The sequence below is a fragment of the Leisingera sp. SA215 genome (assembly GCF_055902035.1).
This window is the reverse complement of sequence record NZ_JBVVXU010000006.1, coordinates 22,836-38,486: the sequence shown is the minus strand read 5'-3', so window position 1 is coordinate 38,486 and position 15,651 is coordinate 22,836. Positions and strand designations below refer to the sequence as shown.

Below are 15,651 nucleotides of genomic sequence, written 5' to 3'. Positions count from 1 at the left end.
GTTCATTGATGAAATTGACAGTTCCGGATCCCGCGCGACAACGGCGGCCACAAACAGGCCTATCGCCGACAGGTGATCAACGAGTTCCTGCGCCCGTGCCCTGCTGTAACCCTACAGCCACCCGCAGCGGCGCTCGTTCCGGATAACTCCCTGCCGGAAATAGTTTGCGGTCCAATGCCGTCCCCGAAGCAAACCTCCCGGCGCCCCGTGCGGCGCCGGACGACGTTGTCTGGAAGCTCCGCAAGAGGCCCTTCAGGTGCAGTTCGGAATTGCTGTTCATGAATCGGCCTGGCAGGAAAGAATTGCCTTCGCCAGCAGGCTTGCCGCGCGTGAAGGGCGTTTGCGCGGGTATACGATTTGAAACGTGTCATTGAACGTGACCCGGTCCTTGGCAAGGGTGCGCAAACGGCCGCGTTGCACTTCCGGACCCGCGTAATGATCAGGCAGAAATCCGATAAAGGCCCCGGACAGGATGAGAAGCAGCGTGCTTTCCATATGCGCGGCTACGGCGTGCCAATTGAAGCCGATGCCGCAGATCGGTCCTTGCGGCATATACGTGCGTCCGGCGAAATCCTGCCGGGCGAGAACCGCATCCGTCAGAGTATCTTCCTCCACTGAAAACAAGGGGTGCCGGCAGCTGCAATACAGGTTTTGGCGTTCTTCAAAGACATCGACAGCCTGCATCTGCCCCAACTGACGCTGTGACGGCATCAAAACGGCCTGATACCGGCCGTTCAATATGCCTTGCGACAGGACTTGCGGCGCTGCAATGTCGATCGACAGCCGCACCTGGGGAGCAAGTTTTGCAAATTCCTCGATGGCTCGGTCCAGTCTCAGGCTTCGGTTGGTGTGCATGGCATCAACCGTCCCGAAGCTCAGATCCCCGGACAATTCCCCCTGCGCTTCGCTGACTGCATTTTGAAACCGGTCGATGGAGCCGAAAAGGTCAAGCATCGCCGAATAGATTTGGCGGCCTTCCTCGGTCAGGTAAAACCCGCCGCGGCCGCGTTCGCACAGCCGCATGCCAAGCCGCTCCTCAAGATGCCGCATGTGCGCTGATATCGTTGCCTGCGTCATGCCGAGGTTTACCTGTGCGGCCGAAAACCCGTTGGCATTCACAATCTCAGCAAAGACCCTCAGCAGGCGCAAATCAACATCGGCAAGGCTGTGAGGCTGGGATGTTTGAGGCGCAATTTTTTCCATACATAGAGATTACCATAACTGAGCTTAGAAACATACGGATTTGAATGGGAATATATCGGTGCTTTGCTGATCCCGTCCAATTTGGAGGGGAGAATAGCATGTCCGATAATGCCTATGACCGGGGCCGCCTAAACTTGCCATTCGTTGGCATCAGTACCTTTGGAAAATACCCGTACACAGCAGACTGGGACCGCATTGACGCCGATGTCGCGATCCTCGGTGCGCCGTTCGACTTTGGTACGCAGTGGCGCGCCGGCGCGCGGTTCGGGCCACGGTCAATCCGCGAAGCTTCGACATTGTTTTCGTTCGGCCATGGCGGCGCCTATGACCATGAGGACGATGTCACTTACCTGCCGGCGGATAAGGTCCGGATAGTCGACATCGGCGACGCTGATATTATCCATACCGATACTGAAAGAAGCCACGCCAATATCGAATTTGGCGTCCGCAAGATCCTCCAAGCAGGCGCGCTGCCAGTGGTCCTGGGCGGCGATCATTCCGTCAACATCCCCTGCATCAATGCCTTCGAGGAGGACTGTGCCCGGAACGGCCCGATCCACGTCGTTCAGATTGATGCGCATCTCGACTTCGTCGATGAACGCCACGGCGTGCGCTGCGGCCACGGCAACCCGATGCGCCGCGCCGCCGAGAAGCACTATGTCAGCGGCCTGTCGCAACTTGGTATCCGCAATGTTTCCTCGACGGCGCGCGATGGTTATGAGGCCGCGCGTGCCATGGGCTCGGATATTCTCTCGGTCCGCCAGATCCGTTCGCTGGGTGCAGAGGCCGTGCTGGCCCGGATCCCCAAGGGCGAACGCTATTACGTGACAATCGACATCGACGGGTTCGACCCGTCGATCGCTCCAGGCACGGGCACGCCCTCGCATGGCGGCTTTATCTATTACGAGGTGCTGGAAATTCTCGCCGGCCTTGCCGAACGCGGCACGATTGCCGGGGTCGACCTTGTCGAGGTTGCGCCGGATTACGACCATACCGGCGGCACGGCAATCCTGGCGGCCCAAGTGCTGATGAACCTGATCGGCCGCATCATGCATGCGCGGGAGGTCTGAAAATGGGCAAGCTCTGCTATGATTTCACCGGCGAGCAGGTTCTGGTCACTGGCGCAAGCCGCGGTATCGGCTTTGCCGCCGCCAGAGCCTTTGCCATGGCCGGTGCCGAGGTGACGATCTTGTCTTCAGGCGCCGGCATCCATGCCGCCGCTGATGCCATTGCCACAGAAAGCGGGCGGCCTTGCCGGGCGCTCGAAGCTGACATCACCGACAGCGCCTCGGTAAAAGCGGCCCTGGCGCCGCTCGACCGGATTGACGTGCTGGTCAACAATGCCGGGCTGGAGCGCATCACCCCTCTGCTCGACCCCGACGCCGCGGTCGAGGAAACTTTCCGCCGCATCACAGACATCAACGTGAACGGCACCTTTTACGTCACCCGCCACGCCGTGCCGAAAATGCGCGATGGCGGCAGTATTATCGTCACCGCTTCGATCTGGAGCCGCACCGCGGTGCCGGAATTTGCAGCCTACGTCGGCTCGAAGCACGCCAACTTGGGTTTCACCCGTGTGATGGCAAAGGAACTCGGGCCGCGCGGGATCCGGGTAAATGCGGTTTGCCCGGGATGGGTCCGGACCGAGGCAGCGATGCTGTCGCTGACAGAGATGTCGCAGCGCACCGGCCGCAGCGAAGAGGATCTGTTGTCCGAGATCACTGCCGCGCAGATCCTGCCGGGGTTGCTGGAACCTGACAATATTTCTGCGGCCTACCTGTATCTCGCCTCTGATGGGGCGCGGGATATCACCGGTCAGGCGGTCATGGTTGACCGCGGCGAGGTGATGGCATGACGGCGCGTGTCCTTATCACCGGCGCTCAGCGCGGTATCGGCGCGGCTGCGGCCCTGGCCTTTGCAGGGCAGGGCGCGCGTTTGGCGCTTGCCGATCTCAGCGCCCCGGGCGCCACTGCTGAAGCGGCCGGTTCGCATGGCGCGGCCGAGGTCCATGCGCATGCCTGCGATGTCTCCGATGCCGCGGCGGTGGCTGCGCTGGCTGACACCGTTCAATTTGCTTGGGGCGGGCTTGATGTGCTGGTCCACTGCGCCGGAATCATTCACGAGGCTCCCCTTCTGGACACGCCCGTGGCGGACTTCGACCGGGTGATTGCCGTAAATCTTCGCGGCAGCTTTTTGGTTGGCCAGGCTGCAATCGGCCTGATGACCCCCGATGCGGCCGATCCGCCCCGCGTTATCCTGATCGCGTCCGACATGGCCTATTACGGGCGCGAGACTTTTTCACCTTATGTCGCCTCCAAACACGGTGTGCTGGGGCTCGTGCGCAGTTGGGCCAAGGAATTTGCCCCCGGCATTCTGGTCAACGCCATCTGCCCCGGGCCGATCGATACCGAAATGCTGGGCGCAGCGCATATGAGTGCTGAATGGCGGGCAAAGGAACTTGCCATTCCGCTCGGCCGCTTTGGCACCCCCGCGGAGATTGCCTCGGTGGCGGCCTTCCTCGCCGGCCCCGGCGGCCAGTATTTCACCGGCCAAGGGATTGGCCCCAACGGCGGGAGCATCATGCCATGATCAGCAACCCTATCCCCTGGCCGGGCGGTGCGAAATGCGCGGCCTGCATCACTTTCGACATGGACGCTGACAGCCTGATCCATCTGGCGCACCCAAACGACGGCCACAGCCGAACTGCAGCGATTTCCATGCTCCGCTACGGGCCGGAAATTGCCATTCCGCGCATTGTTGAAAGCTACCGGCAGCTCGGCATCCGCCAGACCTTCTTCATCCCGGCCTGGTGCATCGAACAATACCCCCGGGCGGTCGAAGCGATCCTGGAGGGCGGGCATGAGATCGCCCATCACGGTTACCTGCACGAGCATCCGCGTGAACTGTCCGCAGAGGAGGAGGCCCATTGGCTTGACCGGGGCATCGACGTCATCGTCAAGGCAACCGGCAAACGCCCGCGCGGCTGGCGTGCGCCGCTTTACAATTTCTCGCACCGGTCGGCGGATCTTCTGGCAGAGCGGGGCTTTGTCTATGACGCCTCGCTGATGGGTGACGACCAGCCCTATATGCTTGAATCCGCGGCGGGGCAGCTGGTGGAACTGCCTTCGCATTGGGGATTGGACGACTGGCCGCAATACGTTCAGTCGATGGATCTCGACTACATGATGCCGATCCGCGCGCCGCAAGAAGGTTTCAAGATCTTCTCGCAGGAATATGACGCGGCATGGCGCCACGGCGGGCTTTGGGTTCCCGTTGTGCACCCCTTTGCCACCGGACGCCTGGCGCGGTGGGAAATCATGCACCGGTTTATTGAAGAGGCTTTGGACCGCGGTGGTGTGTGGTTCGCACCGATGGAGGAAATCGCGGCCCATGTCCAGGAAGTGGTGCAAAGCGGAGCCTGGAGGCCGCGCATAGACAGGCTGCCGCATTACACGGAACCCGTCCAGGCCCGGAAAACCTAATGGATACGTAGGGAGCGTAACCGCAGGCCGAATTGGCCTGCCACCAAGGGAGGTAGAAATGAACGAACATACTGAAGAATGGCTCGCCGAGATTGACCGGCGCGCCGCAGTCTATGACCAAATCGGGGAAGGCGGCAAAGGCCGCATGACCGCGATCGACTATCTCGGGATAGCCGCACTGACATTGGCGCTGGCCGCCGTTTTCTGGATGTGGGGGACCTGAGATGACAATGGAAACAACATCAGAAAATTTTGGCGCGGATCCCGCTGCCGGTGAATCCAACGGCTATGCTGCGGCAGCCGAACGGGGCGATGCGCCGCTGCTGCCTTCGGAACGGCTGTGGGGGTTCAAGGAATTCACCTTTGCCAATTCGGCGCTGGCAATTGCCACCTGGGCCTTCCTGATCGGCGGTGCGGTTGGTTTGTTTGTCGGTCCCAAGGAAGGGATCGCGGCGATCGTGATCGGCAATATATTCGGTGTGGTTCTGACGGCACTGGCCACCACAGTCATGACCGGTCGCTACGGTGTCGAACAGTTCACCGCCCTGCGCAGCCAGTTCGGCTACAACGGCAGCCGCCTTGTCTATCTGCTGGCCGTCATCGTGCTGACCATGGGCTGGCTGGCGGTGCTGGCAATGATGTTCGGCCGTTCGATTGACGGGCTGACCGCACTGGCCAGCGGCGGCACGGCTTCGCCTATCGGCATCAAGACGGCCATCGCCGCAGTCGGCGCGATCCTGCTGACCTGGTACATCGTCGCCCGCGGGCCGACCTCGATCAAAGTCTTCAACATGATCGTTTCGCCTGCGCTGGTGCTCCTGATGGTGGGTATGCTGTGGCTGATCTTCCGCCAGCACTCCTTTGCCGAACTGATGGCCATGGAGGCGCTCGACCCGCCGTTCGAAGACAGCAACCTGAACTTCATCATTGCGATTGAGGTCAATATGGCGGCCGGCTTCTCCTGGTGGCCCTACATCGGCAACCTGGCGCGGCTGACACGCAATGAGCGGACGGCCTTCTGGCCCAACCTTGTCGGCATTTTCGGCGCCGCCGTTCTGGGCGAGATCGTGGGCCTGCTGGCAGCGGTTTCTCTGGGCGACAGCGATCCGACGATCTGGATGACAACGATTGCCGGCGTTGGCGTCGGTGTGGCGGCCCTCGGCTTCATCGCCTTTGCCAACATCACCTCAATGGCCAATATCCTCTATGCTGCAAATGTCGGGCTGCGGCAGGTCGGCACTGCCGGCGTGCGCCGGATCGGTTGGGGCACGCTGCTGTTCGGATTCTGCATTGTGCCGCTGCTGCTGGCCGTGGTCTTTCCGCAGATCTATGACGGGTTCTTCATTTTCCTGGTCTGGACGTCGGCGCTCAATTCGGCGCTCGCAGGGATCGGCATCGCCGACTACTTCTTTCTGCGCCGCCAGCGGCTTGACCTGCGGGCGCTGCATGGCAAACAGAAAAATGGCGCCTACCAGTTCCTGGGCGGGTTCAACCCGATTGGGCTCTTTGCGCTGCTGGTGGGTTTTGTCACCTATGTGTGGCTCTTCAACCCGCAAACGCTCGATAACGTCGAGGCCTTCCGCTACCTCACGGCATCGCTGCCGTCCTGCGCGATGGCCGGGCTGGTCCACTACGTGCTGACCCGCTTGCTGGCCAACCGGCCGGGCTGGGGAGAGTACCCCAAGAACTGACCAATATCCGGCAGGTGAAGCTTCGTTTGCCTGCCGGCCGCCGCAAGGCTGCAATCTACTTACAAGAACGGAAGGTGTCCCATGGCTCAGTCCTACGACTATATCATCATTGGCGCAGGCTCGGCTGGATGCGTGCTGGCGAACCGGTTGAGCGAAGATCCCAAAACGCGCGTTCTGGTGCTGGAATTCGGCGGATCGGACAAGTCCATCTTCATTCAGATGCCAACCGCGCTGTCCATCCCGATGAATGGCACCAAGCACAACTGGCGCTATTACACACTGCCCGAACCGGGTCTGGACGGGCGCCAGGTGCATTGTCCGCGCGGCAAGGTGCTGGGCGGGTCATCTTCGATTAACGGTATGGTTTACATGCGCGGCCATGCGCGCGACTTCGATGAATGGGAAGAACTTGGCGCCAAGGGCTGGGGTTACGCCAACTGCCTGCCCTATTTCCAGCGCGCCGAAAGCTGGAAAGGCGGTGGCGACGAATGGCGCGGGGACACCGGCCCGCTTGCCACAAATGCGGGAAATGAAATGGAAAACCCCCTGTACCGCGCTTTCGTCGCGGCAGGGCGCGACGCGGGTTATGTCACAACTGAGGATCCGAACGGCCACCTGCAGGAAGGGTTCGGCCCGATGCACATGACCGTGAAGAACGGCCGCCGCTGGTCCACTGCCAATGCCTATCTGAAACCGGCGATGCCCCGGCCGAACCTGACCGTCGTGACTCATGCCATGACGCGGCAGGTGATCCTGGAGGGCAAGCGCGCGGTAGGCGTAGAATATGAACGCGGCGGTCAGCGCCACGTTGAATACGCCTCGCGCGAGGTGCTGATATCCTCCGGCCCGATTGGCACGCCGCATCTGCTGCAGCGGTCGGGAATCGGCCCGGCAGAGGTGCTGCGCAAGGCCGGGGTCGATGTGCAGCACGATCTGCCCGGCGTCGGGGAAAACCTGCAGGATCACTCCGAAGTCTACATCCAATACGCCTGCAGGGAACCGATTACGCTGAATGGCAAGATGGGGCTCTGGAGCAAGTTCCTGATCGGCGCGGAATGGATATTGTTCAAGCGCGGCCTGTCGGCCACCAACCATTTCGAAAGCGGCGGTTTCATCCGTTCGGATGCCTCCCTGGAATGGCCCGACATTCAGTTCCATTTCCTGCCTGCGGCGATGCGCTATGATGGCAAAGAACCGCTGAAAGAGCATGGTTTCATGGTGCTGACCGGGCCCAATAAACCCAAAAGCCGGGGCCATGTGCGGCTGCGGTCCACCGACCCCTACGAGCAGCCCGATATCCTGTTCAATTACCTCGACCGCGAGGAGGACCGGGAAGGGTTCCGCAGGTGCCTGCGGCTGACGCGGGAAATCATTGCCCAGCCGGCCTTTGACAGATACCGCGGCGAGGAGATGGCGCCGGGCAAGGACGTCCAGACGGATGATGAGATCGATGCCTGGGTGCGGGAAACGATGGAAAGCACCTATCATCCCTGCGGCACCTGCCGCATGGGTGAGGATGGAATGGCTGTGGTGGACAGCGAGCTTAAGGTACACGGAATAGACGGGCTGCGCGTGATCGACAGTTCGGTTTTCCCAAGCGAGCCCAACGCCAACCTGAACGCGCCGACGATCATGCTGGCGGAACGCGCGGCGGACATGGTGCGGCAGCGCCCGCTTCTGCCGCCATCGAATGCTGCGGTTGGCTCTGCCCCAGGTGTAGGCCAGAGCCAGCGCAGCAGGGAGCCATTGCGCAAGATCTGACAGGAGGGTTGGCCTTGCACAGTCCCAATGCCAACCGCCAGCGATTATAGGCGACCGCAAATGCATACAGTTTGGAGGCGAAAACGCATAGGATCGGCAGCGGCGGCCGGAGCGTGATGTAACGGCGCATGCGGTTCCGCAGCCGGCCACGCAAGCTCCCCGTGGTGTTCAGCGCCGAGGAAGTAGCGGCACTGCTGCGGGTCGCGCCAGCTCCACCCCGCCTTCAGTTCGGCCAAGCAATAAGCCGCTGTCCGCGTTTGGTCCGGGAACAATGGCAAATGCGGAGGGCAAGAAGCCGGGCAGCACGCTGCACCGTTTCCAACGGTTACAAAGCATTCAGCGGGCCATAGGCAGGGGTGCGTCGCGCCAAGGTAAGCCGTTGCGGTTGATGAAGATAATCCCGCTCAGCATACGCCGATCATCGACGCGAGGCTTGCCATGGGGCTTGGGAAAGAAAGGTTCCAAACGCGCCATCTGCGCGTTGCTCAACCAGAAAGGATCAGACATGTTCAGCGCTCGATTTTCGAACCGTGAATCACGCAGACCGACGGAAATCAAAGGGTCCTGATCCTAAGAGGTCAGACGTATTTGGTTGTTGCCCGGTGCCCGGGCCAATCAAGCTTGGTCACCGGAGCTGTTTCGTATTCCGAAGTGTTGGAGGCAGACAGTAGATTTCTCATGTGCCGTCAGGCGCGCAGGTGCCGAAGGGGATTGAATTCCTGCTCACTACGTTGCCCTCCTTTAAAGTGACTTCATTTCCGGCAGCGAATAGATTGGACCGCAAACTGGTCTGAAATGGAGGCGTGTATGGGGAGACGTGTCAAAACCGTCTTGGTTGATCTTCGTCAGGCCATCGACAAGCTCGCACCCGTGACCGGGGATCGATTGCCGCCAGAGCGTGAATTGCGGGGCATTCTGGGGTGTAGCCGGGAAACCCTTCGAGCTTGTTATGCGACCCTCGAACAAGAGGGCGAAATCTGGCGTCACGTCGGACAGGGGACATATCGAGGCCATCGTCCGGTCCATATGCCTCTGCGCGATACGCTGCTAGTCGAGGGGGCTACGCCACCGGACCTCATGCAGGCGCGCTTGTTGCTTGAGCCGCAAGTGGCCGCTGTGGCGGCTTTGCGCGCGGATGAATCAGATGTTGCTCATTTGCGTGCAAAGGTTGGTGATGGCCGCGGCGCGCGGGACAGCGCAGCGTGCGAACAGGCTGATAATGCGTTCCACTGCGCCGTCGCCGAGACGTCGCGCAATCCGGTGCTGACCGGGTTTCTGATTTACGTGTCAGGCGCGCGCCGCCGTGTTACATGGCAACGGGAATGGGACCGCACCTACCGCAGCATCGCCCCTGACGAGTTTCAGACGATCCACAGTGATCAGCATGACCGGGTTGTCGACGCAATCGCGGCAGCGGACCCAAGCGCTGCGGCAACTGCGATGACAGACCATTTGAAGACCATCGAGGCCGCCATGCTGGACAAGGATTGAAAATGCGGGGCAGCTCAATACCCAGAGGCCACGCGAGATGACAGTCCCCGGCGACCTTTCATTTCTAGTTTTTGCCGGGCTGATTGGCGGGCTTGTCAATGTCGTGGCCGGTGGATCCAAGCTGTTTGTATTCCCGATGCTGTTGGCAGCCGGTCTGCCGCCTCTTGTCGCTAATGCGACCGCGACGGTAGGGCTGTGGCCTGCCCAATTTCCCGGTGTTTGGGTGTTCCGCAGATCTCTTGCCGCTGACCGGAACGGGCATGTTCTGGACACCATCATTGCCGCCGCTGGCGCAGTTACCGGTGCAGTGCTGCTCTATGCCTTGGGTGAGGCCGCTTTTCTGTCAATTGTTCCGGGGTTCCTTCTTCTAGCTGCCGTCGCGATCCTCTTAGGAGACCAGTTGTCAAAGCTGGGGCTGCGTTTGGCAGGCAGGAACAGAACCGTGGCGCGCGTGATGTTTCTGTGCACAGGCGTCTATGCCGGATACTTCGGCGCGGGATATGGGTTCCTGATCGTGGCTGCAGTGTTCCTGACGGGCGAGGGTTCCATTCACGTCGCGACAGCCCGCAAGAATTTCATATCGCTGGGAGCGAATACAGCTGCGGTCGTTCCGTTATCCCTGACTGGTCTAGTTGCCTGGGATGCAGCGATTACAGTGCTGATCAGCGGCCTTGCTGGCGGTGCGATTGGCGGTAGAGTAATCACATACTTGCCTCAAAAGCTTTTGAAGCGGATCATCGCCGCGTGCGGAATCTTTCTGGCTGTGAGTTTTTTGTTCCGGTCCTAGAATGACACCACGACGAAGACTTGTGCCACGGACCGTTGACGAAACCGGCATTGCCTGAAGTCCCTTTTCGGCCGCGGTCACAGAAGATGAGGTTCATGCCGTATCAGTACCGAAGGTCACCGGCGTTGTGCTCGCTTACCTTCACCATGGCTGGTTGCCTATTGCGCTTTGCCATCCACAGGCGGGTTCACGGGCCGCTTGCCGCTTTCAGCCCCGCTGATGAAATAGGCAGGGCAAGCTGCGCTTTGCAACGGCGCAGCCTGCATGGTTTGTGCAGTTTGAACGGCTACTTCAGCATGCCGCGGGCAATGATTGTGCGCTGGATTTCCGAGGACCCTTCGTAGATCCGGAAGATCCGCAAATCGCGCAGGTAGCGTTCCAGCGGGAAATCGCGGGTGTAGCCGTAACCGCCGTGGATCTGCAGCGCCCGGTCGGCAATACGCCAGGCGGCTTCACTTGCATAAAGCTTGGCAAAGGCCGAGTCCGAGGAATACCGCTCGCCGGTGCCCCGCTTGCGGGCGGCTTGCAGTCCCAGTGCCCGTGCTGCCGCCAGTTCGGTGGCGCTGTCGGCCAGCATCCATTGCAGCCCCTGGAAGTTGCCGATCGGCTGGCCGCCGACCTCGCGTTCCTTGGCATAGGACACCGCCGCATCCAGCGCCGCACGGGCGATACCGGTTGCCTGCGCGGCCACCTCGATGCGGCCATTGTCCAGCACTTTCATTGCGGTGCGGAATCCGGTGCCTTTCGCACCTATCCGGTTTTCGGCAGGGACATGGCAGTCAAAGCTGACCGGGAACACATGGCCGCCGCGCAGCCCCATGGTTTCCTCATGCCTGCCAATCTCCACCCCATCCGTTTTGCCCGGTTCGACCGCAAAGGCGCTGACCCCGCGGGCGCCCGCGGCGCTGTCGGTCTTGGCATAGACCACGATGAAATCCGCCGCGCCCGCATTCGAGATGAAGCATTTTGAGCCTTTCAACCGGTAGCCTTCGCCCTCGCGGGTGGCGGTGCTGCGCATGTCAGCCGGATTGGAACCAGCCTGCGGCTCGGTCAGCGCAAAGGCGCCAAGCGCCTCCCCTGCCGCCGCTGCCGGCAGCAGGTGCTGTTTCAGCGCCTCATCCGCGCCCAGCAGCAGCGAATCCGTGGCCAGGAAATGCGCCGTCAGCATCGACGCGGTCGAGCCGCAGGCCCCGGCGATGGCCTCCACCGCGCAATAGAGTGCAGGCCCGGACAGGCCAATGCCGCCATAGGCTTCGGGCAGGTTCATGCCCATGATGCCCATCGCCGCCATTGCCGGACGGTGCAGGGTGGCAAACTGCCCCTTTGCGTCGATCGCGGCCGCGGCAGGTGCCAGAACCTCGTTCGAAAACCGTTCGATCTGGCCGATGACGGCCTGCTCATCACTGTTCAGATCACTGTTCATTTGGTCTCTCCTTCCTGCAGCTGTTGCAGAATTTCATCCGTATGCGCCCCCAGTTCCGGGGCTGCCTGCCGCCCGCCGCGCGGCGCGCCGCTGAAATGCACTGGCTGTTCCGGCACGCTGAGAGCGCCGAGCGAGGGATGGGTGACCGGCGTTGCCAGGTCCCGCGCCTGGGCCTGCGGCGATGTCCAGGCCTCGGGCACCGAACACAGCGCCGCTGCCGGTATGCCCTCTTCCGACAGTACCGCAACCACGCTCTGCACCTCACGGTCGGCGGCCCAGTTTTCGATAGGCTGGGCCAGCGCCGGTTCATTCTGCCGCCGCAAGCTGTCGCTGGCGAAACGCGGATCAGCCGCCAGTTCCGGCGCCCCGATGGCCGCTGCGAATTTCGCAAACAGCCGGTCGTTCAACACCGCGACGGTGAAACTGCCGTTCTTGGCGGGATAGGTGCCAAACGGTGCCGACAGCGCGTGCTTGCTGCCCGTCCGCTTCGGTGTCTCTCCGGCCATCAGCGCCCGGCAGGCCAGTACCGGCATCATCGACACCAGCGAGTCGTAAAGCGCCAGGTCGACATGCCGCCCCCTGCCGCTGCGGGCGCGGTCGAACAGCGCCACCATCGCCCCGAAGGCCGCGAACATGCCGCCCGCCACATCGGCAAAGGCATCCCCGGCCATCATCGGCGGGCCGTCCTCGGCGCCGGTCACATCCATCAGCCCGCTCATCGCCTGGATGATGATGTCATAGGCCGGCAGCATGCGGTTCGGACCAGTCTGGCCGAACCCGGACACCGAGACATAAACCAGTTCCGGACAGGCTGCGCACAGGTCTTCCGCGCCCAGCCCGAAACGGTCCATCACGCCGGGGCGGAAGTTTTCAATCAATACATCGCTTTCGGCTGCCAGCGCCCGGGCCGCCGCGGCGCCTTGTGCCGATTTCAGGTCCAGAACGATGGATTTCTTGCCGCGGTTCACCGACTGGAACAGCAGGCTTTCGCCCGCCCTGAACGGGCCGATGTGGCGGTAGTCATCACCCGAAGGCGGCTCCACCTTGATCACTTCCGCGCCCAGGTCGGCCATCAGCGCGGTGCAGTAGGGACCGGCCAGAACGCGGGAAAAATCCAGCACCCGGATCCCCTCCAGCGGTCTGCGGCCTGCGGTCTTGTCATTGTCGGACATGCATCCCCCATCAATTGCTTGCTGCAGGATAGCGTCCGCTAGGTTATATCAGGAAATAGATGATTCATATAAAGGGTATTCCAATTTGAATATACCATTGACCTTCCGCCAGGTCGAAATCCTGCTGGCGGTGGCCGACACCGGCAGCACCGCGGGGGCAAGCCGCGCGCTGAACACCTCGCAGCCCTCGGTGTCGCTGGCCATCGCCCGCTGCGAGGAGGTGTTCGGCCAGAAGCTCTTTGTCCGCATCCCCGGCCGCGGGATGGAGCTGACACCGTTCGGGCAGCACAAGATTGCGCAACTGCACGAACTGGAGAAACAGGCGCGCTGGGTGCTGAGCGGCGGCGAAGGGACGCCGGAGTTCCTGAACCTCGGGGTGTTCTCCACCCTCGGCCCCCGCTATGCGCCGCAGCTGGTGCGCCGCTTCATGGAGACCCGTCCCGACGCCGAGATCCGCATCCTCGAAGGCGACCTGCAAACGCTGTTCGACTGGCTTAGCGAAGGCCGGATCGACCTCGCGCTGCTCTATGTTTTCGGGGTCCCGTCCGATTTTGCGATCACCCCGCTGATGGCCGCAGAACCCTATGCGCTGCTGCCTGAGGGGCACCGGCTGGCAGGGCAGCCCCGCGTCAGCGCCGAAGATCTGGCGCAGGAGCCGATCATCCTGATGAACCTGCCGCACAGCCGCGGCTATTTCCTGTCGCTGCTGCAGAATGCCAGAACCCCGGTGCGGGTGGCCCATGAGACCGGCTCGATCGAGATGCTGCGGTCGATGGTGGCCAACGGGTTCGGCGCCGGCCTGCTGGCCACCGACCTGCCGGACGGGATGTGCTATGACGGCAATCGGGTTGTCCGGGTGCCGCTCTCCGGCCATCCTCCGCTGCACCAGATCGCCCTCGCCCACCGCGGCGCCGCGCTGAAACGGCCTGTCATCCAGGCGTTTACCGGTTTTGCCAGGGCCTTCTTCAACCGGGCGGGCTGAGCGCAGGCAGCCCCGCGCCCGACCGGCGACCACACTTGACGCACAGATTGCATGCGGCAAGACCGCTTGCTGTTAGCCTGTAATCGGAGCGGCGCCGCCGGACACGATCAGAAAGAAAAGGATGACCCCCTCAGTGCGTTAAAAAATGCGGTTGTTTCTCGATGTGAAACCTGCAGTGGGGTCCGGCGCGATGCTAAATAAAAAACGAACCTTTTAATCAGGCGGGCGGATACATCCGAGATTCCCAGGGAAACTCGAGCGCATATGGCCATGGCCGCGCCGCTGCATGGCCCTTTCGCAAGTAGACCTGGGGGGGAGGCTTGACTTCCATATGACTGGTGACCATTTTACCCGCATGATTATCCGCGAGTCATATGCACGGTTTCTTCTTCTGAACCGCCCGTTTCCTCGGGCGGCCTGAAACGCGCGTTTTCGCGGCCTCCCGAGGTTTCTTCACCCTAAAACCTGGATAGCGGGCATTTCCCGCTTGCGACGGGCAACGCCCGTTTGTGGAGAGCGATCGTGCTTACTTGTGAAAAAACCGGCTGCCTGGCCGGACCGCGGGTATTCTTCCCGAACATTGAACCTCATGACTATGCGCTGACCGACAGCGATGCAGACAGGCTTGAGCAGCTATTGGCCTCGGAGGCCTTGTCGTCGGAGGCAGCAGCAATTCTGCATACCAAATACAACGGCGCAAGACGCATATCCGGACCAGTCCCCAATGACTTGGTAGTGTCCGGCCGCCGCATTGAATTCATGATCAGCGGGGGCGGCGCCCAGCGGGGCACCCTTGCGATCGGCGCGGTGCCAGCGCAGCGCCCGATCATGGTTGCTTCGGTCCTGGGCGCGACGCTTTTGGGGATGCGGATCCTGCAAAAGGCGCCATTGCCTTGCGACGACGGCAACCCTGCCACGCTAGTTGTTCTAAAGGTCTTCAGCCCGTCCTGAACGATACCCGTTTCAGCGGGTCAGCCACCGTGAAAACCAAGGAAGCGAACCACCGGTTATCCGGTGCTTAAAGAAGGATAAACTCATGATCACGCCGAACACCGCCACCCGCGCACCGCGGCGCCAACCCAAAGTCGTACTTGCCCGCGAGACGCTGGACAGACTTGAAGCACTGGCTGAGGGTGCCCTGACCCGTACTCCTGAATTGGCTGACCGGCTGCTGGAGGAAATCGAACGTGCCAAAATCGTGTCCACCAGCAAACTGCGCGGTGATGTCGTGGCGATAGGGCGCGCAGTCACCTATCGCGACGAAACTACCGGCCAGTCCAATACGGTGACACCGGCGTTCCCCGAGGATGCCGATATTTCCGAAGGCCGGATTTCACTGATGACGCCGGTCGGCGTGGCGCTTATCGGCCTGTCCGAAGGCGCGTCTTTCCGCTGGACGGCACGTGATGGCGAAGAGCGATCCTTGACGGTGCTAAAAGTCGAGCCGGAAGCACAGCATGGCAACGCCCTTTAGCAGGGAAGCGCCCCTTAAGCCGTGATGGGAACAGCCTGCAGAGCACGGCGCTACCCAGACGCTTTGATTCCGCCCCGGCCCCGGGGAGCCGCACACTCCGTGCGAACCCTGGGGCAAGCCATCCTCTGAACTCTGATGTTTGCGAAAATAGGGTATCGATATGTCTCAAGTCAGACTCCCGGAAA

Annotated in this window: 15 protein-coding genes and 2 pseudogenes; 12 read left to right on the top strand and 5 right to left on the bottom strand. The window is 61.6% G+C overall.

The window, feature by feature from the left end; all coding sequences use genetic code 11:
• Positions 1–276 precede the first annotated feature (276 nt).
• Entirely contained in the window at positions 277–891 is a 615-nt protein-coding gene (locus tag AC0KW6_RS08435; protein WP_474034752.1) for a substrate-binding domain-containing protein, read from the bottom strand.
• A 90-nt stretch (positions 892–981) separates the two neighbouring features.
• Positions 982–1,203: pseudogene (locus AC0KW6_RS08430) on the bottom strand (helix-turn-helix domain-containing protein); the annotation flags it as partial.
• 98 nt (positions 1,204–1,301) lie between these two features.
• Here AC0KW6_RS08430 and speB point away from each other — a divergent pair.
• The 7 genes from speB to betA all read left to right on the top strand — a co-directional run bounded on the left by speB (position 1,302) and on the right by betA (position 8,137).
• On the top strand, positions 1,302–2,273 hold the full coding sequence (gene speB / locus AC0KW6_RS08425) for an agmatinase (protein ID WP_474034676.1): 972 nt from the start codon (positions 1,302–1,304) through the stop codon (positions 2,271–2,273).
• 2 nt (positions 2,274–2,275) lie between these two features.
• Positions 2,276–3,058, top strand: a complete 783-nt coding sequence (locus AC0KW6_RS08420; protein WP_323779116.1) for an SDR family NAD(P)-dependent oxidoreductase — start codon at positions 2,276–2,278, stop codon at positions 3,056–3,058.
• Positions 3,055–3,792 (top strand): SDR family NAD(P)-dependent oxidoreductase, encoded by a 738-nt coding sequence (locus tag AC0KW6_RS08415; protein WP_474034675.1) that lies wholly within the window; start codon positions 3,055–3,057, stop codon positions 3,790–3,792. The genes AC0KW6_RS08420 and AC0KW6_RS08415 overlap by 4 nt, the downstream gene beginning before the upstream one ends.
• Entirely contained in the window at positions 3,789–4,685 is an 897-nt protein-coding gene (locus AC0KW6_RS08410) for a polysaccharide deacetylase family protein (RefSeq protein ID WP_474034674.1), read from the top strand. Before AC0KW6_RS08415 ends, AC0KW6_RS08410 begins: the two co-directional genes overlap by 4 nt.
• A gap of 58 nt (positions 4,686–4,743) precedes the next feature.
• Positions 4,744–4,908 carry a hypothetical protein gene (locus AC0KW6_RS08405; RefSeq protein WP_323779110.1) on the top strand — a complete coding sequence of 55 codons (165 nt, stop codon included), beginning with the start codon at positions 4,744–4,746 and terminating at the stop codon, positions 4,906–4,908.
• A gap of 7 nt (positions 4,909–4,915) precedes the next feature.
• On the top strand, positions 4,916–6,376 hold the full coding sequence (locus tag AC0KW6_RS08400) for a purine-cytosine permease family protein (RefSeq protein WP_323779109.1): 1,461 nt from the start codon (positions 4,916–4,918) through the stop codon (positions 6,374–6,376).
• A gap of 81 nt (positions 6,377–6,457) precedes the next feature.
• On the top strand, positions 6,458–8,137 hold the full coding sequence (gene betA / locus AC0KW6_RS08395) for a choline dehydrogenase (RefSeq protein ID WP_474034673.1): 1,680 nt from the start codon (positions 6,458–6,460) through the stop codon (positions 8,135–8,137).
• A 306-nt stretch (positions 8,138–8,443) separates the two neighbouring features.
• Here betA and AC0KW6_RS08390 read toward each other — a convergent pair.
• Positions 8,444–8,644 (bottom strand): annotated as a pseudogene (locus tag AC0KW6_RS08390) (transposase); the annotation flags it as partial.
• A gap of 300 nt (positions 8,645–8,944) precedes the next feature.
• Between AC0KW6_RS08390 and AC0KW6_RS08385 the strand changes: the two are divergent.
• Both AC0KW6_RS08385 and AC0KW6_RS08380 read left to right on the top strand, forming a co-directional pair.
• The gene (locus AC0KW6_RS08385; RefSeq protein ID WP_323779105.1) at positions 8,945–9,628 is read left to right on the top strand and encodes a FadR/GntR family transcriptional regulator; all 684 of its coding nucleotides are present in this window, start codon (positions 8,945–8,947) and stop codon (positions 9,626–9,628) included.
• 37 nt (positions 9,629–9,665) lie between these two features.
• A complete protein-coding gene (locus AC0KW6_RS08380; RefSeq protein WP_323779103.1) occupies positions 9,666–10,415 on the top strand; it encodes a sulfite exporter TauE/SafE family protein in 750 nt (249 codons plus the stop codon).
• 286 nt (positions 10,416–10,701) lie between these two features.
• Here AC0KW6_RS08380 and AC0KW6_RS08375 read toward each other — a convergent pair whose 3' ends face one another.
• Entirely contained in the window at positions 10,702–11,838 is a 1,137-nt protein-coding gene (locus tag AC0KW6_RS08375; protein WP_323779101.1) for an acyl-CoA dehydrogenase family protein, read from the bottom strand.
• Positions 11,835–13,010: a CaiB/BaiF CoA transferase family protein gene (locus AC0KW6_RS08370; protein ID WP_474034672.1), complete on the bottom strand. Its 1,176-nt coding sequence runs from the start codon at positions 13,008–13,010 to the stop codon at positions 11,835–11,837. Before AC0KW6_RS08370 ends, AC0KW6_RS08375 begins: the two co-directional genes overlap by 4 nt.
• Before the next feature lie 85 nt (positions 13,011–13,095).
• On the opposite strand from AC0KW6_RS08370, the gene AC0KW6_RS08365 reads away from it, so the two are divergent.
• The 3 genes from AC0KW6_RS08365 to rnk all read left to right on the top strand — a co-directional run bounded on the left by AC0KW6_RS08365 (position 13,096) and on the right by rnk (position 15,466).
• A complete protein-coding gene (locus tag AC0KW6_RS08365; RefSeq protein WP_474034671.1) occupies positions 13,096–13,992 on the top strand; it encodes a LysR family transcriptional regulator in 897 nt (298 codons plus the stop codon).
• A 522-nt stretch (positions 13,993–14,514) separates the two neighbouring features.
• Positions 14,515–14,943: a GreA/GreB family elongation factor gene (locus tag AC0KW6_RS08360; protein ID WP_474034670.1), complete on the top strand. Its 429-nt coding sequence runs from the start codon at positions 14,515–14,517 to the stop codon at positions 14,941–14,943.
• Positions 14,944–15,028: 85 nt separating this feature from the next.
• Positions 15,029–15,466 carry a nucleoside diphosphate kinase regulator gene (gene rnk, locus AC0KW6_RS08355; protein WP_323781458.1) on the top strand — a complete coding sequence of 146 codons (438 nt, stop codon included), beginning with the start codon at positions 15,029–15,031 and terminating at the stop codon, positions 15,464–15,466.
• Positions 15,467–15,651: the final 185 nt, after the last annotated feature.